The organism is Colwellia sp. Arc7-D, from assembly GCF_003061515.1.
Lineage (GTDB): Bacteria > Pseudomonadota > Gammaproteobacteria > Enterobacterales > Alteromonadaceae > Cognaticolwellia.
Window position 1 is genome coordinate 2,239,397 of record NZ_CP028924.1, and the last position, 21,435, is coordinate 2,260,831.

The 21,435-nt window shown below is 35.1% G+C and carries 16 protein-coding genes and 1 pseudogene; 5 read left to right on the forward strand and 12 right to left on the reverse strand.

The genetic code is table 11. From position 1 onward, the window contains the following. Positions 1–8 precede the first annotated feature (8 nt). The 4 genes from brxC to DBO93_RS09845 form a co-directional block, all read right to left on the reverse strand. Entirely contained in the window at positions 9–3,716 is a 3,708-nt protein-coding gene (gene brxC, locus DBO93_RS09830; protein WP_239058953.1) for a BREX system P-loop protein BrxC, read from the reverse strand. A gap of 100 nt (positions 3,717–3,816) precedes the next feature. Continuing rightward, positions 3,817–4,410: a DUF1788 domain-containing protein gene (locus DBO93_RS09835; protein WP_108456187.1), complete on the reverse strand. Its 594-nt coding sequence runs from the start codon at positions 4,408–4,410 to the stop codon at positions 3,817–3,819. Between the two features lie 29 nt (positions 4,411–4,439). Further along, a complete protein-coding gene (locus DBO93_RS09840; protein ID WP_108456188.1) occupies positions 4,440–5,069 on the reverse strand; it encodes a DUF1819 family protein in 630 nt (209 codons plus the stop codon). Beyond that, entirely contained in the window at positions 5,059–5,955 is an 897-nt protein-coding gene (locus DBO93_RS09845; RefSeq protein ID WP_108456189.1) for a WYL domain-containing protein, read from the reverse strand. The genes DBO93_RS09840 and DBO93_RS09845 overlap by 11 nt, the downstream gene beginning before the upstream one ends. A 152-nt stretch (positions 5,956–6,107) precedes the next feature. Here DBO93_RS09845 and DBO93_RS09850 point away from each other — a divergent pair, with 152 nt between their 5' ends. Both DBO93_RS09850 and DBO93_RS18705 read left to right on the forward strand, forming a co-directional pair. After that, positions 6,108–6,725 carry a DNA-binding protein gene (locus DBO93_RS09850; protein WP_108456190.1) on the forward strand — a complete coding sequence of 206 codons (618 nt, stop codon included), beginning with the start codon at positions 6,108–6,110 and terminating at the stop codon, positions 6,723–6,725. A 211-nt stretch (positions 6,726–6,936) separates the two neighbouring features. Beyond that, positions 6,937–7,073, forward strand: a pseudogene (locus DBO93_RS18705) (transposase domain-containing protein); the annotation flags it as partial. Positions 7,074–7,159: 86 nt separating this feature from the next. On the opposite strand, the gene DBO93_RS09855 reads toward DBO93_RS18705, so the two are convergent. Together DBO93_RS09855 and DBO93_RS09860 are read right to left on the reverse strand one after the other, a co-directional pair. Beyond that, positions 7,160–12,946: a BspA family leucine-rich repeat surface protein gene (locus tag DBO93_RS09855; protein ID WP_162533761.1), complete on the reverse strand. Its 5,787-nt coding sequence runs from the start codon at positions 12,944–12,946 to the stop codon at positions 7,160–7,162. Positions 12,947–13,104: 158 nt separating this feature from the next. Next, positions 13,105–13,551 carry a thrombospondin type 3 repeat-containing protein gene (locus DBO93_RS09860; RefSeq protein WP_108456192.1) on the reverse strand — a complete coding sequence of 149 codons (447 nt, stop codon included), beginning with the start codon at positions 13,549–13,551 and terminating at the stop codon, positions 13,105–13,107. Between the two features lie 459 nt (positions 13,552–14,010). Here DBO93_RS09860 and DBO93_RS09865 point away from each other — a divergent pair, with 459 nt between their 5' ends. Next, positions 14,011–14,199, forward strand: coding sequence for a hypothetical protein (locus DBO93_RS09865; protein ID WP_108456193.1), 189 nt, complete (start codon positions 14,011–14,013; stop codon positions 14,197–14,199). A 119-nt stretch (positions 14,200–14,318) separates the two neighbouring features. Here DBO93_RS09865 and DBO93_RS09870 read toward each other — a convergent pair whose 3' ends face one another. From DBO93_RS09870 to DBO93_RS09880, 3 genes are read right to left on the reverse strand one after another with little or no spacing between them, the layout of a single operon-like run. Beyond that, positions 14,319–15,380: a serine protease gene (locus DBO93_RS09870; RefSeq protein WP_108456194.1), complete on the reverse strand. Its 1,062-nt coding sequence runs from the start codon at positions 15,378–15,380 to the stop codon at positions 14,319–14,321. Further along, complete coding sequence (locus DBO93_RS09875; protein WP_108456195.1) at positions 15,370–16,317, reverse strand: hypothetical protein; 948 nt, start codon at positions 16,315–16,317, stop codon at positions 15,370–15,372. Before DBO93_RS09875 ends, DBO93_RS09870 begins: the two co-directional genes overlap by 11 nt. Continuing rightward, positions 16,304–17,050 carry a hypothetical protein gene (locus DBO93_RS09880; RefSeq protein ID WP_108456196.1) on the reverse strand — a complete coding sequence of 249 codons (747 nt, stop codon included), beginning with the start codon at positions 17,048–17,050 and terminating at the stop codon, positions 16,304–16,306. The genes DBO93_RS09875 and DBO93_RS09880 overlap by 14 nt, the downstream gene beginning before the upstream one ends. 440 nt (positions 17,051–17,490) lie before the next feature. On the opposite strand from DBO93_RS09880, the gene DBO93_RS09885 reads away from it, so the two are divergent. Then, positions 17,491–17,973 (forward strand): hypothetical protein, encoded by a 483-nt coding sequence (locus DBO93_RS09885; protein ID WP_108456197.1) that lies wholly within the window; start codon positions 17,491–17,493, stop codon positions 17,971–17,973. 394 nt (positions 17,974–18,367) lie between these two features. Here the strand turns inward: DBO93_RS09885 and DBO93_RS09890 are convergent, their stop codons facing one another. Further along, on the reverse strand, positions 18,368–18,685 hold the full coding sequence (locus DBO93_RS09890; protein WP_108456198.1) for a hypothetical protein: 318 nt from the start codon (positions 18,683–18,685) through the stop codon (positions 18,368–18,370). An 819-nt stretch (positions 18,686–19,504) separates the two neighbouring features. On the opposite strand from DBO93_RS09890, the gene DBO93_RS09895 reads away from it, so the two are divergent. Further along, the gene (locus DBO93_RS09895) at positions 19,505–19,798 is read left to right on the forward strand and encodes a hypothetical protein (RefSeq protein ID WP_108456199.1); all 294 of its coding nucleotides are present in this window, start codon (positions 19,505–19,507) and stop codon (positions 19,796–19,798) included. A gap of 347 nt (positions 19,799–20,145) precedes the next feature. Here DBO93_RS09895 and DBO93_RS09900 read toward each other — a convergent pair whose 3' ends face one another. Continuing rightward, entirely contained in the window at positions 20,146–20,493 is a 348-nt protein-coding gene (locus DBO93_RS09900; RefSeq protein ID WP_108456200.1) for a hypothetical protein, read from the reverse strand. Further along, on the reverse strand, positions 20,483–21,424 hold the full coding sequence (locus tag DBO93_RS09905; RefSeq protein ID WP_108456201.1) for a viperin family antiviral radical SAM protein: 942 nt from the start codon (positions 21,422–21,424) through the stop codon (positions 20,483–20,485). Before DBO93_RS09905 ends, DBO93_RS09900 begins: the two co-directional genes overlap by 11 nt. Between the last annotated feature and the right edge of the window lie 11 nt (positions 21,425–21,435).

Genomic DNA, 21,435 nt, shown 5'->3' on the forward strand with positions numbered 1-21,435 from the left:
TTCCTTGATTACTTAATACGCACTTTATTATTGTTAGCTACTAATGTAGATAGTTTATCTCGTAAGGCATTGATGTATTTATCAATATCTTGCTCGGTTTCTATAACACCCGCTAAATTTACTTCTCGTAATAAACTACTGGTATCAACCGAAATGATTTTTTTAGGGATAGGTTCAGCTGCTTTAGGTGGTACTGGTGGTTTTGTTGGTTCGTAATCAACACTTCCGGTTCCACTTTGTTGCTCAGCTTCTTGTTGCTTTCTTCTCGCCTCAATTTCAGCTTGTTTAATAGCTTGAAGCCTTGCTGCTTCTTGCTGGCCGATATATTGATTTATCAAGTCATGTGCATTTTCTAGCAAGTGGATTGACTCTGCTTGCTCTTGCAAAATTTCTGCAATACCCTGCAAACCATCTAGGTTTTTTAAGGCTAATTGCAATGGTCGAAGTGCTTTATTACTTAGCTCAGAAGGTGCTTTTGCATCTTCAATTTGCTGCGTAACTTCTTTAATACGCTCTTCAATACGTGACTTTGCATGCACTCTTTTTTCTGTAATCAGTTGTTCATTAACTTTCGCCACTTTAGCAATAAGTGGTTCAATGTTTCGAATATATCTATACGGACGAGAATTACTATATATAGCTTCAAGCTCTTGCAGTGCTTTATTCGCTGTATCATCTTTATCTAGAACATTGCGATTACGGTCAAACTCTTGAGTTAGTGATGTTGCTAGCTTTTGCCATGTTGTGAATTGAGTCTCAAAAAAGTTTTCTAAATCTTGATAGTCTTCTTCAAAATCAAGTAAGTCGTTATCACTTGCCAAAAACTGCTCTATAAACTGAAAGCTTGATTGAAGTTCAGTTAAACCAGCCAACATTACAATTCCGCAATCTATCTCTTTCCCGCCAGGGTATTTACCCGTCGATGATTTATGCGAAAAAGCCTCAAGTTTTGTTTTCATGTTGTTAAGGTTATCTTGAGCGGTATTAAATAATTCTTTTTCGCTATCTGGCGCATTTTTACCAAAAAATTCTTTGAATAATTTGGCCGCACGCTTAAGGTTTGCTTCTGATTGTTGCTTAACACGTCTAACACGCATTTCTGCACGTTTTCTTACTTGAATTAAATTATCGTAAGCATTTCTCAGCGGTACATCTTGTTGACGCATTTGAAACGTAATTTTATTAGATAATGCTAAGCGAGACATGATGAGAAGTATTTCTTCATCATTCCAACCAAATGGGCGCTTTGAAAAACGTTTAACAATGTCGTCTGCAGTGATTGAACGGCCAGTGTCATCTGCTAAAGTGATATGTTTTTCAACCTCCAAAGTCGCCAATGGGTTAACTTCTTCCGCTTTAAGGTCCAACCCTATTTGCCCTACATCATCAGCGATTAAAGTGTTTTGTATCTCACGACGAATTTCACCGGGAAATGGTTTTACTAATTTAAGTTTACTGAAGGTATTTTCTATTACGTATTTATAGATTTCGTCTAAAATAATACTGATCGAGCTACCTTTAGGGTTTTGCTCTGATCCTAATGCATAAAATTCAGCGTCTTTTAATAAGTCTTCTACAATTGTTTTTATTCTTTCATTTCTCTTTCGGTTTTCAGAACTTTTTTGACTTAACAGCTGTTGCTGTTCTGGCCTGTTACCCGTAGTGCGACGTATAAACTTTTCAGTTTTAACTGTAGTACGTATTTCATCGACTATTTTAGACTTATTAGCCAATTTGATGATGATCGAACCGCCACTGTCTTGCGATAAATTGGCACAAAAAGCAGAGGTATATTCTTTATAGTTTGCTTCATCGAGAGGAGAAATAACTTTAACCAATAAGTCTGATTCTTGCGACCCGTCACGTGGTAAGCCATCACAAAAGCGACTAACTGGGAAATCTTGCTTATTTTCAGCATAACGATAATCTTTATTTCTTCTTAAAACTTCATCAAATATTACATCACTGAGTTTCTTAATTTCATCTGATAACTCAATTTCGGTTTCTCTGATCTCGTTTTCAATTTCTTTTTCTTCATTGGTTAAGAAAATATACTCGTCACCTTGACGAGCTATCAGTAAATTTTGCTCTAAAGAGTTAAGTGCTTGCTCTATATCACGGCGCAGCGCTAAACGGTCTTCATCGACTTTTCCTATACATAAAGTAACAAGGTTATCGAGTGTTGATTTAATGACATCAACATAGCGTATTAAGAATAAAGTTTTTAATATGTTTAAAGCAAATGGAGAAATTGAGTCTTTCTCTTTTGCTTGGTCAATATCTTTTTTAACAGAGGTATCTAGAAAACTTTCTATCGCTGGATAAAAGTAATATAACGGAATTAACACACCGACAGATTGATTACCTACTTGTTTTGCTGCGCTTTGAAACGCATCAAGCAATGAACGTTCACCTCGACTTAAATGTAATCCTGTTGCTCCAGCCTTGCGGATTGCTTCAAATATTTTTTGTACCAATGTGTAGTGATAAGGTACAAATGGATAACTATGAATAAAGCTTGTTGCGTCTTTATAGTTTGCTAGCTCTGCAGTGGTGGTTGAGTCAAACGCCAGTTGGTTACGAAGGATATCGCCTTTCTGATCATACAGTTTTGCTAATAACTCTCGAGCTGGTTGCTCTTTTTCAAGTAAACGCTTTTCAATAACCTCACTGGTATTAGAGCTTGAAAGTGATAATCGTTCAAAGCGCCCTTGAATTTTTGAAAAATCATGGCCTTTAGAGCCTGCCATTTGGCCGATAACTGAGTCAATATCTTCTTGAGAAGTTACCACTACCCAAGCTCGACCTTCACAAATGGTGCCTAAGTTTTCTGTAATCGTTTGTAGCTTGAGCATCATTTGAGTGTTGTTACCAATAAACTGCCCCACTTCATCTACAAAAAATAATACTCGACGTTCAATATTTGAGTCTAAGTATTCTTTTACCCATTTACAGAAGTTTGAAACATCTAAAGTGAAATTATTCTCTAGTTGATCAACCCATTGTCGAGCTGATTCGGTTGTTTGTTCGGTTACTTTAGCAAGGGCTTCTGCCATGTCATCTCGATAGAAGTCATAGGCATCACGCTCATCTAGCCAGTTAGCTGAAGTTAAGCTGGTAAATTCTTCTTGAAATTTAATAAATACACCGCGACTGTCTAACTCACGCTCTAAATGCGCAATATGGGGATGGTCACCACTAAATCCCATTTGTTCGTTAAACACTTTAAGAAATACTTTTAGGATAGCATCGTCACCATCATCGGTATTAGCACGGCTGTCTATGTTAAATAATATGACAGTATTTTCTTTGGTTACAGCTGTGTTGATTTCACTAATAAGGAAGCCGTCTTGAATTTTATCTTTAAAAAATTCAACAGCTTTTTTACTTTCACCACCATTGTGCAGCTCATTGCGAGCATCAATATTTTGCAAAAGGTATGAAAGGATTTTGATAAAATGTGACTTACCTGAACCAAAGAATCCGCTAACCCAAATTCCTAATTTTCCTGAAGCAGCTTTAGCTTTTGGATCGCGAACTGAAGGCATGTAGCAGTCGAAGAATTTTTCAAAGTGCGTAAATAGCTCTTTAGTGACAACATATTCGTCTAATTCGGTAAATACAACGTGATCTTCTTTTTGGTCCGCTTTAACAACACCATTAATTTTACGTTCGATGTCTTTAGTGAATAAATCTTTAATTAGCATATTTGACATAGTTTATATTTCTCTAGTAATCCATTATTTTTGAAAGGGCTAAAGTCCTTTTCATTAATTTTATCAAGTAAAGTTCATGCGCTAATCTGGGCGCTGTGGTTTAAGGAACAAGCTTAAAAGCACGGTAATAACCATTTCCGTCCATCGTGCTAAAAGCTTTAAGTGTTAGTCCATCCCATTCACCAGGATAAAATAATACGGTTGGTACATTGCCTACTTTTGCATGTAGAGCATTCAATAAGCCGTGGCCTCGAATGATTGGCCAAGCGCTCCCCAAACCATGTAATAGAATAAATTCCGTTTTTGAGTCGCCAGAATTATCTAAAACTATTTTATTAGCGATAAACTCTGCCACTCTATTTTGTTCAAGCGGGCCTTTTAACGCTTTAAATAGAGCATCATCGCCACGCTCTTTTTGGGTTTTAAATGCTCGTTCGGTTAGGTTTCTAGTTTCAAGCATTTCAAGAACCACCTCGAATAAATTGATACTGGTAAACGTTCTGCCACGTTTTTGCATTTTATCCGTCATGAAAGCTATGTGCTCTCTTACCACTAGTTCTGATTCTGCCTGATAATCAAATACATAGAAACCAATTTCATTTCCTAAACCTTGATTATTTAGAAAGTCTGCACTTTCTATTTTTGGTATTATTTGATCTAGCCTAGCCGTTAAGCTTTTTTTATTATTATTCATTTATTTATCCCCGTTTCATTCCTTGAAAGTTAAACTTCCATTGCCGCTATAATATCTTCACGATCCATAACAGTGAGTAATGTTTTGACTTCCGGTAATAAGTAAACATTTTGAAGCTTTTTGCTACGTGTTGACTCGATATAACCTGCATCTGCCAATACTTTAAAAGCGACTTGAGATATTTTATAAGTAGTGGATGCTGTCATTTGGGTATACTCTGGAAACAACCGTGACCGATCATCCCAAAATGACTCCCAATCTGTACTATCAAGAACTTCGCGATACATTCGTTTTGCATCGTTATATACATTTCTCATAAAATCAGCGAGCATTGTTGAATTAAGTAATGTGGCAGCAAACATTAACTGAGTGGTAAGTTCTGTACTACCAAAAGCGAGTTGCTCAATGTACTCATCGCCCAAGCCTTCTAAACGTTTATTAATTGTCGCTGCGTTTCTTTTAGCTGAAGCGTCAGATCGCTTTTGTAGAATGTTTTGATTAACAATGGCATCTAACCATTCTTCTTTTGTTGGTTTTTTCAAAAGTAGCTCAGAAATTAACTGACTTTCTCGGATCATCAAACTACCACCGATTAAGTCGCCTAAGTATGCCTTACTACTTTTAATACTATCATTTTTTACATGTACTTTAGATGTCATTATAACTTCCCACATCTGCTTTATAACCTGGCGCTATCGCTAAGTTTTCTGCCCCATAAAGAGTTTGACGGTTACGTAACCATAATTGATATTCACCACCTTTTAAAGACGCTTCAGATGTACAGTCTACATTCCAGCGTCTTAATAAATATCCAGCTAGCGCTGCACGAACATTTAGCCCTAGAACCTTATTTTCCATACCATAATCTAATTCTATAGCGGTTGGGTGTTTAATGTTTTTAGGATGCGGTACAAGCTCTAAAGGCATCATTCGCATCCATTGGTGATCTTCGAGTTTATCTTCATTGGTACTTACATTCTGTGAAAGAATTGTAACTTTGGAAATTCGTGTTATGACAAAGTCACGGAATGAATTTGATTTGCGATCATAAGCTCTAACATGCCACCTCAAGCCATTATCTACAATGCTATGTGCTACTAATTCGCGTGCAGCAGAGCCACTACTTAGTGATGTATAGATAATACTGACTGCTTTGTGATTAATTATCGCTTGGATAAGTCTTGCGACAATGAATATGTCTGGAATATTAAGTTGGCTCGGCGCTGCAACCGGAAACGTTACTTCACCAATGGCATCGTAGCCATCGCTTATTTGATTCGCGAGTTTAGCCAAAGTTTTACGAGGATCGTGTGTAAACAATGGTTTGAAAGTATCACACTGAACATATATTCGCTGCTTAGTGTCATAAGACATGTTCTCTGGACAAAATTCCTTATAAAGGTTTAAATCGGCCGTCGCCCCAGACATCCCTTTCTCAAACTTAGTTACAATCTCATTGCGAGTAATTTTACCTACAAACAGTAATTTAAAATCAATATAAGCAAGCCTTTGTTTTTGTGCGTAATTTAGGTTGTCCAAATTCATTATGTTGTATGCATCAAGCTATTGAGTGAAGCTAGTGTGTATCAAAATCAAACACACCTCAACTATTTTATAAATTTTTTAATAATTTATTGATTTATCCGATTACTAAACTAAAGTTATTAAATAAACTAATTAAATTAAAGGTTCCCGATATGGCAAGGCATGCGGAAATATCGAAAGAAGAAATTATTAAAGCTGGTGTAGCAATAGAGAATGCTGGCAAAAGGCCTAACTCTGGCGCTATCAGAGTTCAACTTGGTAATCGCGGTGGATTTGCACGTATAAAAGAGGTTTGGGAAAGCTACGCCAACGAAAGAAGCTCTGAAAGTTTAAGTAATGATAATGAAACAGATATAGAACTGCCTACTGAAATTCAAGAAAACCTTGATATAAATGTCAAACGAGCCATTAAAAACTTAAAAGATATTACTATCAATAGTTATAAAGTCGCACAACGATTAGCTGAAAAGCGTGTTTCTTCTACTATTGAAGAATATAAATCAAAGATTGAAAGTTTTGAAGAATCAGAACAGCAAGCTGGCATAGCCTTAGAAGCTTGCGATGATAAAATAGCAGATTTATATGATGAGTTAGAGCAGCTTCAAACCAAGAATGAGAAATTATTATCTGATAACTCTCACTTTTCAGGTCAAATAGAATCAGCCATGAAGCGAATTACTGATTTAGAAAAAAAAGAAAACGAATTTTTCGAACTGAAAGAGCAATACGGTAAATTGCTTGGAAAGTATGAGATACTTGCCTCGAAATAATTGTACTTTTCATTTATTAAATAAGGCGTGGCTGCAAATTGATTTGATACTTAGAATACCAAACGTTCTAGATTATACCTTAAATATAAAGTAAATATAAAGTAAGTATAATTTGTAGTCGCTCAGACTGTATCTAACAATTCCGAGTGTCAGGGCGACAGAAATTCGCCATTACTTTTTAAAGAAAAAGCTTGTTAAAGGTCTCAGGGCGACGTGCCGAGCCAATGACATTAACCCTATTATTACTTCCAGCATTTATTCAAAACATTGCCCGCACGTCAAAGTGACGATGATGATTTAACAGATTTAATGCCGTGGAATGTGCAGCTAGACTTCGATTATAGCTAAGCGCACTACTTAATTGTGCGCTTACATTTAAAATAGACTTTTCTTTCAAACTATCACTGCCTGAATACTCAGATAGAAAGATATGATTAAGGCCAAATAGGTGGAATAAGCTTGCCATTGGAAAAATTATTGTAAATAGTCACGCTACTAACATCCCAACTTGACAGGTTGGCGCTAAAACTTTCTGCTTTCCAAAACATATAGCTCATGTCAACAACATGACTAACATCCCACGCAGAAATATCTTGGTTGAAAGAGATCGCGTTATAAAACATGGAACCCATGTTAGTTACATTGCTTACATCCCACATAGAAATGTCTTGGTTGAATGCGCTGGCACCAGAAAAAGTGCTATGCATATTAGTTACATTGCTTACATCCCACATAGAAATGTCTTGGTTGAATGCATTTGCTCCAGAAAACATGTAGTCCATATCAGTCACATTGCTTACATCCCAAGCTGAAATATCTTGGTTGAAAACGGTCGCGCCAGCAAAAGTGTTACTCATATCAGTCACATTGCTTACATCCCACGCAGAAATGTCTTGATTGAATGCGCTTGTTCTAGAAAACATGTAGTCCATATAAGTAACTTTGCTTGTATCCCAAGCCGAAATATTTTGATTGAATGAGCTAGCGCCACTAAACATGGCCCACATGCTAATTACATTGCTTGTATCCCAAGTGGCTAGATTTTGGTTAAATGAGCTTGCACCAGAAAACGTGTAGGACATATGAGTTACATTGCTTACATCCCAAGCCGAAATATCTTGGTTGAATTCGATAGCGTTAGAAAACATTCCGTTGATATGAGTTACATTGCTTACATCCCACGCGGCAATACTTTGATTGAATGAGCTAGCGCCAGAAAACATATCAAGCATTAAGGTAACCTTGCTAACATCCCAACCAGATATGTTTTGATTGAATTCGCTTGCTCCTCGAAACATAGCAACCATGCTAGTCACATTGCCAACATTCCATCTAGAAATGTCTTGGTTAAATGAGCTAGCACCAGAAAAAGTCCAAATCATACTTGTCACATTGCTTACATCCCACGCAGAAATGTCTTGATTGAATGCGCTCGCGCCAGAAAAAGTGTCACGCATACTTGTCACATTGCTTACATCCCACGCAGAAATGTCTTGATTGAATGCGCTTGCTCCAGAAAACATGTAGTCCATATCAGTAACTTTGCTTACATCCCAAGCAGAAATATCTCGGTTGAATAAGCTCGCGCCAGAAAAAGTCCAACGCATACTTGTCACATTGCTTACATCCCACGCAGAAATGTCTTGATTGAATGCGCTTGCTCCAGAAAACATGTAGCCCATATAAGTAACTTTGCTTACATCCCAAGTAGAGATATCTTGGTTGAAAGAGGTCGCGTTATAAAACATGGAACCCATGTTAGTTACATTGCTTACATCCCAAGTAGAGATATCTTGGTTGAAAGACATCGCGTTATAAAACATGAAACCCATGTTAGTTACATTGCTTACATCCCAAGTAGAGATATCTTGGTTGAAAGAGATCGCGTTATTAAACATGGTACCCATGTTAGTTACATTGCTTACATCCCAATTAGAGATATCTTGGTTGAAAGAGATCGCGTTATCAAACATGATACCCATGTTAGTTACATTGCTTACATCCCAAGTAGAGATATCTTGGTTGAAAGAGATCGCCTTAGCAAACATGAAATACATTGTAGTCACATTGCTTACATTCCAAGTAGAAATATCGTCATTAAAAGACGTAGCATCGACAAACATACCATCCATGTTTGTAACCAAAGATAAATCAGGTTCGTCTTGGGCCTTTATCGATAAAGAGTGACAACCATTAAACATCGATTGCATTGAAACCCAACGATTACTTCCCCATTGTGTGACCTCAGAAATATAGCACTGCGATTCTGGATACGAGATATTAAAATGTACAGAAGGTAATAAACCAGTTACAGTCAACTCATATTCACCATTAGATTCATATGTATGACTTGTATCACTAGTTAAATTTGTCGATTTGTAACCATCTCCCCAATCAATAGAGTAATTATAGGTATATTCATTATTAGTATAAAATTGAACACTATTACCATCTTCTATTTTTACTGTAAAAATAAATGGCTTCTCATTAGCATCTATTATGCTTGTATTTACAGTCAGAGAGGCTAAATTAGTTAACTCCCCTGTAGTTAATTGAATACGGTATGTAAGGGTTAATTGAGTGCCTTGTGTCACCGTTTCATCGACTTTTAATCCAAAGTGATTGAATTCATCAGCCCCTAAAGGGCTCAGGCCATCGCTCATAGTCTCAGTAAGTAAGTAGGCTTCAAAAGACTCATCTTTTCCTGACCACGTAACAATAGGAGCCAAAGGAAATTGATAAGAGCCACCTACTTGAATATTAATAGTCTTAGCTTGTGGGACTTTAGGTGAGGCTCTTGTTGGATGATAGCCTGAATAATCACTGCCAAGCTCGAGAGTTAATTCAAACTCAGCTAAGCTAGATAATTCATCGTTATCTGGATCTAAATCTTTGTCAGTATCGTCATTAGGATCAAGTCCGTAGAGAACCTCCCAAGCATCAGCCATTCCATCATTATCAGTATCTAAGTGATATCTGATATCGTTAGGGAATACATCAATGGCATCGTCATAACCATCACCATCGCTGTCTAATAATTCTCTATAGCCAAAGCTAATATCAAGTTGGATAGGCGTGTTAATAAATGAACTAGTACTTTGAGAGTTATTTAAGGGAGCATCTCCCACATTAATATCTTTGGTAATAAAAACTGCTTTAGCAATTTTACTTGTTTGATTAGAGCTTTTTGCACTTGTTGATTTAGGTGTCGGCAAGTAGGCTTTTACTTTAATTGCTTTTCCACCATATTTTTTACATTTCAAGGCTTCTAATAATGGCTTACTGGCTCCTAAGACAACTTTCTTTGATGTTTTACCACTAGCTGTAAAGTGCCACGTAACATTTTCTACATTAACGAAGGTTGTCCCACCTGACTTATCCATTCTGGTGAATTGATCATTACGTCCTTTAGCATTTAAGCGTAAACAATCTTTCTCAACTTCTTTCCTTATTTCCTTTGAATAACTCATCGGTCCCGCTTTAACCTCGTGAGTATCAACATCTATAGATTGAGTTCCATCACTATTTTTGTATACATCCCCTTTGTCTACAACAATATCATCTCTTCGTTTATTAACTAATTCACCAGCTTCTTTTCCATTGATATATTTTTTACCTTTGGGCGGTGTCATAGTAACTTCTTGTTTAGTGACAGCTCCTGATTCTTTAATCACAGATTCAACAAAATCTTGTGCATTTTTCCAATGCTCATTAAGAAGAGACCTATGAAATACACCGTTAAAAGCACCTACGTCGGGGGCTAAAGGCGGAGCTTTGACCACTTCAATACTATCGTCATCAAGCAGGTTTTTTAATTTTTTTACATCTACGCCTTTCGCAATAGCTATAACTTCATCAATGGTAAAGCGAAGGGGAGCGGCAGAGGTATTAAATTCATTAGATAGTTGAATTGCATTTCTTTCTAATGATGTTGTATTACTTACAGAGCTACTTGCACCTTCATACATTAGGGCATCTAACACATCCGCACCAATTAAGGTTGCCATGATTGAAATCTTTTGTGTGTTAGTGAATTTTGATGCATATTCAGATAACAGCTTTATGATTACATTAGCAAATCGCTTATTGTTTCTAAACTTCTTAATTAAAGGAATTATCTTGGCATAAATCTTAGCTGCATCACCCCCAGCAGGAATCAAAGAAACCAAATCTAATACAGCATCATCAAAACGACCATAGATTAAATTTGCAGTTAAATCTCTGGCAGTTAATGGAATATCAGCAATAGGAGCAAAGGCGGCAAACATTCCTGTTATTTGTCCTATCGCTTGGTAAGAGTTTTTAGCCTCAAACGCAGACCCTTTTTTTAGTCCATAGCCTATATGTGTTATTTTGTATTCTGTAAATAAATCAGCTCTACTTATGGCTTTATTATAAAGTGCAAGCTGATCAGAATAATTATTAAAATTTATATATTTAAATTCATTGGTACCATATCCATTATGAAAGTGACTACGCAAAGTAAAATTATTCATTCCTAGCTGTTTAACTTTTTCTAGCTGTGATGACCATATGGCAATACTTGCCTTATTAAATATTTCAGAGAATATGCCATCGGTTTGTTTTTCTAATAAGTAATTAATGGTTAACTCTATCTCTTCAATACCTTCATAAGTATCTATAACATTAGGTGTGGTTGGATCTAAACCTAAATCAACAACGCCATCATCACCTAAATTAGGAAACGCAACTTCACCTGATAAGTAATATTCCATACCGTCCATCAGGCCATCACCGTCTGTATCTGGATCGGACGGGTCTGTTTCAAGATAGAGCTCTTGTTTGTCCAACAAACCATCATTATCAGAATCTTTAGAGTTTGAGTTTGTACCTAAAAAGTATTCATCAGCATCGCTAATCCCATCTTTATCTGAATCATCAGTTAATGGGTCTGAAACTTTTTTATATGTTTTTAAATAAGAAATACAGGCTGATGATAAAAAGGGACCATCACAATAATCAATATCTCCAGAATGACTATTCAGTGTACTAGTCTTTTGCGACTTACCAGTTGTTAAAGAAGATGGCGAATTCGAACCTATATTTAACCAACCTTGTAATTCATCATTATCATTAAGGGAATCAGAATCAGAATCGGCGAGCAAATAATTAGTTTGAACAATATTACCTTCATCATAAATAACGAAGCCTAATAGTTCATCAACATCAAGCAATGTGTCTGAATCGGTATCAGTATCAGACATCCACTCATTATATTTACCATTCACAGTCTTACGAACTCCGGCTTGCGAAAGAGCATGCTCGTAGAATTCTATTTCAAGTAAAACGCCTTCTAGTTGCTTATTGTTCAAACACGAAGTTGTATCATTATTTGCATCACAATTACTTAAAGGCTTACCGATGGTTATGGGCATAAACGCAGAGTATTCAGGAATGCCTTCTAAGGCTTCTCTTTGCTGATAGGGCTTACCATTTAGATATATCGTGAACTGACTATCTTGCTTTACAAGCGTTACGGCTGTGGGTTTATTAGAAGGTTGGTCAATAAATATGTAATTGTAGTTACCTAAGCTTTCAGTATTTTCTTGTGATAATAAAACACCTTCTTTATCTATCCGATCAAAATATAACGTAAGACTATAATTATTGACGTTAACATTAGGTGAGAAAACAATAGCGCCAGTGGTATTAATCAACACCCCTGATTCTTCGATATGAGAACCAATGGTATAACTAGGATTGCTACCTAAATTAATGGCTCGACTTCCCGTTGTACTTGAAAAATCAAATTTAAAATTTGGCGATAAGTTTTCCTTTGTAAAAAAACGTTCATATAAAGCTTTACTCGTTTCCGTGTTAGCAATAACAAAAAGAATTGAGCTTAAAATATTACTTGAAGTAAGAGATGAGTTGGTTATATATGGACTTTTATTAAATGAGACCTTTTGAGATAAAGTTGAAATTTCTTCTGATTGAAGCCCCATAAGCTCTTGGACTGTAGCTTTTACTGTTATTGAATCATTTGTAGCATCCAAGTTATCAATCATACTGTCGGGAACTGGCTGTAAGCCTAACGTATTATCATAATAAAATATTTTTGTACTTGTGGAATCTGTTTGTGTGTTCAGTGTTAACGATATTGGTTCGATAAAACTTGCAGGTAAATCTATAATATCTAGTTGATATGAGGAAGGGACCGTAAAGGAGTCATCAGCCGGTACTATTTGGTTTACTGTCACATTAAAATGTTTTTTTAAGTTCGGAGTCGCATCCACTGTTAATTTTATTAAGTCATTATTAACAAATATTAGCTCCTGAGAATCATTTAAGTCACTTACCCCATCATCATCTGAATCTGCCTTTAAAGGATTAAGGCCAAGTTGAACTTCTTCACCATCTAGAAGTCCGTCTTCATCACTGTCACTTTTAAGGGATCTGTCTTTAGTGTAATTTCTTCTTTGTCAGTCAAGCCATCTGAGTCAGTATCATGAGAAAAAGGTGAAGTTGCTAATTCTTGCTCGTGAAGATTAGTTAAGCCATCTTGGTCATTGTCTTCATTCGCATCAGATATACCATTTTTATCGGTATCAGCAAGGCTTGGAGACATATGTTCATTTGAATACGTAATTTCATAATCATCCTTTAGACCATCACTGTCAGTATCATCGGTGTAAGGATCTAAGCTGTAGTAATTATTAACTTCTTCAGAGTAAATAGATTCAACTATTACTGGTTCAGGTAAAGGATCTTTCTTTTTTTCCGAGCCACTCCCACCACAGGCCGTTAGTCCTAAAATACCGGAGATAATTACTACAACTTGAAAGTAGAAGCGAGGTCCATTCATTTAGCAAATCCTTATTAAGATATATAGGTCAATTTCAATCAGATATGGTTATAAAAGCAACACATGTAGACTACTAAAAAATAAAAGAAAAAGACACAATATAAGGTTACATATTTTGATTTACTTAAGTAAGCGCGTAATTAACCCCTATTATTACTTACAGCATTTTTTCAAAACATTGCCCGCACGTCAAAGTGACGATGATGATTTAACAGATTTAATGCCGTGGAATGTGCAGCTAGAATTCGATTATAGCTAAGCGCACTGCTTAATTGTGCGCTTACCATATAATCGCTGATGATAAATCACTGAAAGTACTCAGCACTCTGTAACTAAAACTGCTGAATTATTTAAATCAATTATGACAAAAATTTACTAGCAACAAAATCAGTGCACTATTGCAGAAACTGTAAATGTTTACTACTTTTGATGTATGGAGTCTCAAAAAATGGAGTTAACATGACTAGTATTACTGAGGTCAAAAAACAACGGTTATCCCCGCCTAATGTATTAATAAAAACTTGGTGCACTCTAGCTAAAGATGAAGACGAGCAAGTGAGTATGCATGCTATGAAAATGCTTTTAGATACTTTCGGTGACTTGGAATCAATCGTAGAGTTTGTTAAGAGCAATAATATTAAAGTTTAGTGTAACGACATCGCCTTTATTTGTTCATTTTTTGCTGGACAAAAGTAAATTATAGTAATGTGATGACTGTATACAATTGAGTGGCAAAATTTATTTGATCATGACATTAAGCTTATCCGTCAATCTAATTTATCAAACAGAAGTCTATAGTTTTCATTTTCTAGTTGAAGTTTTGGCTTTGCGGTTTTTCCCGTTTGAAAATTAAATGCGAAAGAAGGTTGAGTAATGACAAAGTGGTAAGCCAGTATCGTAGGAGTAAAAATAGAGTGTGGATTAAAGAAACTTGGATTATTTGCGCTAGGAGTTTTGAAAAAGTACCCGCTTCCCTTAACATCGTCAAATCTGATTCCTTTTTCGGTAAAGCAATATGAAGAGGTAAATGTTCCGCTTACTTTTCCATTTGGATTCAATTCTAGTTTTAATTCTTTTACCGAATCCACATTAATACCCTGTTGGCCATTTTTAGGTTTAACATAAATTGAAGATAAGCCCCAAGTTACACCTGATTTTAGGTGGCTACCAATATGATTTTTTGGAATAGACAATGCGTCGACCTTTTTGATGATCTCATTTACATGTAGGACTTGTCCTTGATTAGAATTTGATCTTGATAACAAAATCCCTCTCCAAATGCTCTGATTACCTAAGACTGGTGAACCAGACATACCCTCGTCTAATGAAGGAGAAGCTATCCTAAAAAACTTTGGATTATCATAATAGTCAAAGGTCATTAACTCAGACTCTACTTTCTGGAATGTTGTAGTAGCTGCACCTGAAAAACCTAAAATTGTAGACTTTTCCCTATCCCTACAAAAACGTGTTCTACCAAGCTCTACGGAGAGCATCGGAGAGCTCTTTAGAGAATCATTTTTTGGTACTCTTATAAAGGATAAATCTATATCTTTAAAGTTATTTAATACCTCACCACCTAAAATTTCTATTTTCTCAAATTGCGGAAAATCGGTATAGTGATAAAAGTAAAAATACACATTTGAAACGTCAATCTCATCAATGACATGCATTGCAGTGGCCAAATAAACAAATTTATCATCATGACCTACAACTACCCCGTTTCCATTAGTAGACATATCACTACTTTGAATCTTGACGACTGACTCGACATTAGCACTGGCTTGAGTGAAGATGAATATCAAGAGTAATAAGCAAATTTTATTTTTCATTAGTAAATTTTACCAAAGTCAACGTGAATGTAATTAGCACAAATATAGTATTGAAGATTATGAGTATAAAATTATTCTTCGCAAAGAAGTAAAGATAGTTTGGAATTATGTTTGTTCTATTTGAGCCATATTCAATACTAGATGTATGCCCTTCTAAAACTACATTTATTGATCCATTTTTAATGAACAAGTCTGTGATATAAAAAATGTCACTTGCCTGAAAATAGAGGCGAGAATTTTTATGAATATTGATTTTTTCTCCTATGCTCAATACTTCAATAATTCCAGACTTGATAGAGGGTTGCAAAGTTTCATTTATCAACTGATTAATATTAAGATGATCTATTTTAATAATTTCACTCTCCATAAGCCCTGATGCATCCTCAAATCTGAAACTCATGTTAAATTTTTCATCTGACGGCTTAACTATAATTGCACCACCTTCAGGGATCTTTTTTTCTTTAAAAGTATTAAACCTATAAGACGAATCATTGTTTATAGGATGGAAATCAAAGGATGACTCAATATTCTGAAATTGAATACTCACTTGCTCTACTTCAGATTCAAATGATGAGAGCTTAATAATCGCTCCTTCTGGAATATTCAGTTCATTTACGGATACATTTCTCAAGCTAAGTCTATCACCAATGTCGGTTGAAATTTTGTTGTCTGCTGCCGACTCCCCTCCAATAGACGATTTGCGAGCTTCAAATACAGAAAAATTCTGGACATAAACGTCGTTTTTATCAATTGTTCTGCTCAAAGCGAATAAGTTATTCAGATCATTCCGAGTTTCAAAAGAAAGCGTTTCGACCTGAAGTGTTATTAGCACGTCTGATCTTTTGTTAAATAGGCTAAGTGCTGCAACAATCATCACCACGATGATAACAATGGCGAACAATAGTGGATATCCTGGTTTTAGTTCAATTGATGTCATATTCAGCATGGTAAAAAGGATATTTGTAGGTTGATTTTCGATTATTAGACCAAGTAATGTTTAGGGTTAATTCGTAGAAACCTTTGTCCATCTCATCTGTATTGAGATCAAGGTTAAAGGTAGATGAGGCAAAAAGATCTGTTATCTCTCCGCTAAGCGTTTCCTGACTCTCGTTAAAAACAATATATTTAATAGATTTGATATTAGCAGGAGTGAAAAAATGTAGGACATAAGTTTGTTCTTTGTTAACTTCAGCATTAATGCCATTTTTTCTCAACAATATAGGTAAATATGTTCCATCATTCAATGTAGCCTCTATTCCTAAATTTCTGGCTCTGATACCGTGTTTATCCAGTACATTATTTACTGACCAAGGCTCAAATACACTCCAACCTTTCTTATAATGTGTTTTTTTGACTTCCATCTGATAATTTACATCGTTTTTTACAATGTTATTAGCAGTAATTCGCGCCTTACCTTTCTGCGGTAAATATATGTGTAACTTTAGTAAATCGCCCTTTGAATATGAAGCCAGTCGAGATTGAGTAAAAGATACAAGGCGAAAAGAGCCTGATACGTTTTTCTGAACTATAGCTTCCCAACGATTGCCCTGTTTTATATTCTTATCAATTTTTAGCTCAACTGCATGAGTAACGCCAATATTTACACTGATAATTACAGCGATTAAAAATAAGCATTTAGTTATCAAAATTGTTGGTGAATTTCTATTCATTTTACTAACCATAATTTACAATTTAAGACGTAAAGCAATGCGTTGTCAAAACGCTATAATGTGAGGCATAGGGAGAGGAAATAATTATTTAAACTCAAATAATACACATTTTCCAACAACTCTATAATGTGCAGCTAACTCCTAGATAACCTGCGCACAGCTTTATACTTGGTTAAACCATATCTATCGCATTTAGATATTCTTTTAAAATATCCTATCGACATTTAAAATTCATTTTCCGGCGCACTTCACCAAAAACTTCGTATCAATAACTGTTCTTATTCAATCAGTATAGTATATTATCAGCTATGTTGCGTTGGGATTAAAAAAGCATTATTTCAGTGCAGAAGTAGAATAAAACGGTTCTATTTGTCACTATAACTGGAGATATAATCTCCCCTCAATGAGCCGAACATTAAAGACTAAAAAAGGTTAAAAAAATGAAATATATTTTTCTTCTAATAATGCTATTTTCTCAATTATCTTATGCATCATCTAACCTCAATGGAAAAAATGTAATATGCGAAAGCTTTGACGGCAGAGCTATTGGCTTAGAGTTTTTAAAATCAGATGTCCAATTACTGTACGCTGAACGAGATGACGGGAGAATATATGGCTTGGGAGGGAGGGCATATTATGATAGTTTTACTTTTTTTTACTCTACTACTTATGATGAAATCAAAATTGGTATTGCGGATAAAAATTTTAAAGAGCTTACACTTTTCGACATACTCAAAATTAATCGGCATGATCTGGCATTTATTTTAAAGACTGAGGCAACTAATTCTTATAATATGAAAAATTTAGAACAATTAATGAATTTAATTGGCAATAAAGGATCATGCAGAGTGGTTGATGATCTAGTTTACGAACTAACAGAACACAATAAGGAAGAAAAGAAAAAGCAACGTAGGATGTTATAGATTCACTAGTTAATACTTAAAATAACCTTTTCCAAGTAACTGTATAATAAATAAGTTCTATACTAGCGAGATAATTTCATAGATTCTTAAATCTATAATTGTCGCTCTAACTATTTAAACGAAAGCCTGAACAATAATACTCATGATTTTTAATTAGCTGCTTATAAATAAGCAGCTATTAATACTTTTGTTATACCTTAATTGTGGGAAAGGTAAAGGCTATCTTACCGCCCTCAGGGCTCAACACCATTGGCCAACGACATTAGCTTAAACAAATATTGAAAGAGCCGCTAAAGTATCTAAGTGAGCATTAAACAGGATGATTTCAAATCATTATTTAGGTCTCAATAAGTTGACAAAAGTGACGGTTAATACGTTACAGGGTCTATAATTATTATATCCTTAATTTTTTCCTACAATTTTCAAAATTAACTGCCAGCTTGTCAATTAACTCTTCTTCTTTATAACTTTGAATTTTAATTATTTCTTTTTCAAAAAATTCTTTAGCTTGAACTGGGTAAGCCTCGAGCAATTTATTTCCCAAAATTTTTGAAACTTTCCTAAGCTCTTCAGTCCCTTTACTTGCCCCTTCGGCTGCTTCATATGTTCTGGCTAGCATATTAAATGTTACTACACATTCAGCTAATTCATTTGCTAAAGACGTACCGGAATAAAATAAAACTACCAACAGAATCATCATTTTCTTTTTCATTTTCATATCCATATTTAAAAGTAGCGAACCAGGCACGAAGCCGATTAAAACTTGAGGTTTAAGAGTCTTTCTGTTCCCTAAAAAACATCGAAAATAGCGTCTGAAGCAACAATTTGTTGACCAGATAAAAAAGCCAGCATACTACTATTTAATCCAAAGGGAATAACATCCAAAAGCAAAATAGATATTCCTAAAACAATAAAACACATTTTTTCATTTTATTACTCCATGCCCTGTGATTAATCGATGCTAGATTTTTACGTATACTTGCCTAACCAGCCTTTAGGATAACTCGGTCGTAATAAATGCCCCCTGAGAATCGGAGGTACTATGTAATAACTCTTTCGAGTAAATCGCCTACATCGCAATACTGAAACACAAGAATTTAGTGATTTTGGCTGAATTAATTACTCTACAGCGTCAATAGCTTGTTAAGTGGCAAATTATACATTAGTTAAAATAAGCGGCAAAGGAACAAAAAACAACTATTTTTTGTCCATCTTTAGTATGTTAGGTATATATTCCACATAAAATCTACTTTGGTTACATATTTATCTGAATTAAAGCCTTTTTGTAATCCATTCGAAATTACTGCTATCTTTTGTTTCAAAGTCGTCTGTTATGACTTTTATATCAATTAAGGTTATTTCATAACACTTTAGAATTACCTCTTGTTATTCGTTTTTGATTTGCATACTTGTTATAAAGGGATAACATGAAGTTTACGTTCACTTATTTCATACCAGCTCACTGTAGCGGTCAAAAATAGCATTCGAAGAGTGAAAAATTTCAGATGGCAATTATACAAGGAGTTACAATATGAATGATGAGAAATTTACCAGAGCATTACAATCAGTAGGTCAAGCTTGCTTCGTGAAATACTTTACTGATTTTTCATCATCCACTAAATCAAATGAAGATATAGTGGAAACATTAAAATCTGATACTAACTATACAGATAAATCATGCCTGTCGAGGACTGGTCATGCTCAACGTATTATTCGAGCTGGAATGGCAACTAAGGCACTAAATACAATAATCTCTTCAACTTCACCAAGAGTGTCAGAAGAAACTAGGCAGCTAGCAAGAGAACACCTTAAAAACCTAGCCTAAAATGATAATTCTCACAACATCCATCACTGAGACAACACTTTAGTGTTCATATATAGATTATCAATTAATTCAAAAAAAGTGAGCGCTTGGCTCACTTTTTAATCTTCATTATTAAAAACCCAATACAGCAACAATAAACTGCCAATTGTAGTTTCAGTTTCAGTTTCAGTTTTTTAGTACTGTATTTAGGTAAATATAAGCACTTAACGATGTTAATAAGTCGGTTCTTTAAACGTTAATAATCTGACTATATATAACTTCACTTACGCCCACGTATTTTTAAACTCCATAGATAGTGAATAAAAAACTATTAAGGCAACTATTTATTAATTAAGGTATAAAAAATTTCAACCTTTAGTTAAGTGCCAGCCACTCCCCTTTCTACAAGGATATATTTCTAAATCAGTATCGCGCACGTGAAGTATATACTTAGCGGCGTCATAAGCTTCATCGAATGAAAAATAAGTTTTTTTGGGTTTGCCACTCCTCCCGATACAACAGTCAGCTTTGTTACGAGCTCTAAGTCGAGGACGAAGTGGTGTTCCTAAAGGATTATACTTACAATACTCATTTGACGATAAGTTAATATTTGGATTATGAGCGGAATCCCCCTCAGCTGAATGAATAGCAGTTTCATTGAATTCCCGAGGGAGATATTGCTCTAACATATGCGCAAAACATGATTCATTTTTCATAATTAGCACCTTCGTTAATTAACACAACTGGTTCAATAGGTAGATAACGAGCTTTGAAGACTGCTTCGTTAAAGTTAATTTGCTTTAATGCGTTTGCTGCACCTATTTTATTTATGCTATCACTGTATTTATAACCAGAGTTCCTTGATGAGTTTTGATAAAAACACCCCTTAGGATCAATCATTAAATATGATTCAGTCATAGCTATATTAGATTCAGCAAATATTGGTAAACCTGCATTACTGTGTTTATCTACAAAATGATTAAATTGTTTATTGGAAATAAGAAGGCTATCTTCACCATATGGCATGACCTGTAATGCCTTCCATTTATAGGGCCTAATTTCTGATATTAAGCTAACGAAATCCTCTTGCCAGTTAAACTTATTGACCACAGTATTAATCTTTGTTTTAAGACCTTGTTGTGTACTTGATAGCTTTTCTAATGCTAATTTCAAACCATCAGAGCTTAAAGAGTTTCCTTTTCTATCAATTCTCCCTATTTGACGCCTAACATCATAATTCTGGCTATCAAAGCTAATCCCAACCATATCCAATACATTATTAGGAAGGTCAAATTTATTATTTAATAAATAGTGGCCGTTAGTGATAATTGAGGTTTTAAACCCTTTTTGTTTAGCTAGCATCAGAACAATTGAAAAGGTACTACCCAACATCATTGGCTCACCTCCTGCAATATTTAACCGAACATTTTCATAGCTAAGCTTCTGTTTTAAAGGTGAATTCCCTTTAATAAAGAAGTCCGCTAGGTTATTCAATAGTGCTTCTATAGCTTCAAGAGAGCGATGTAATTCATTAGGTTTACCCCACTTGGCGAAACAGTAATTACAGCTATAATTACACGCTTCCGTTATGTGCCAGTTGATAACTAACTCTCTAATATGTGTATTTTCGATATTGATTGATTTCATTACTCAGCTCC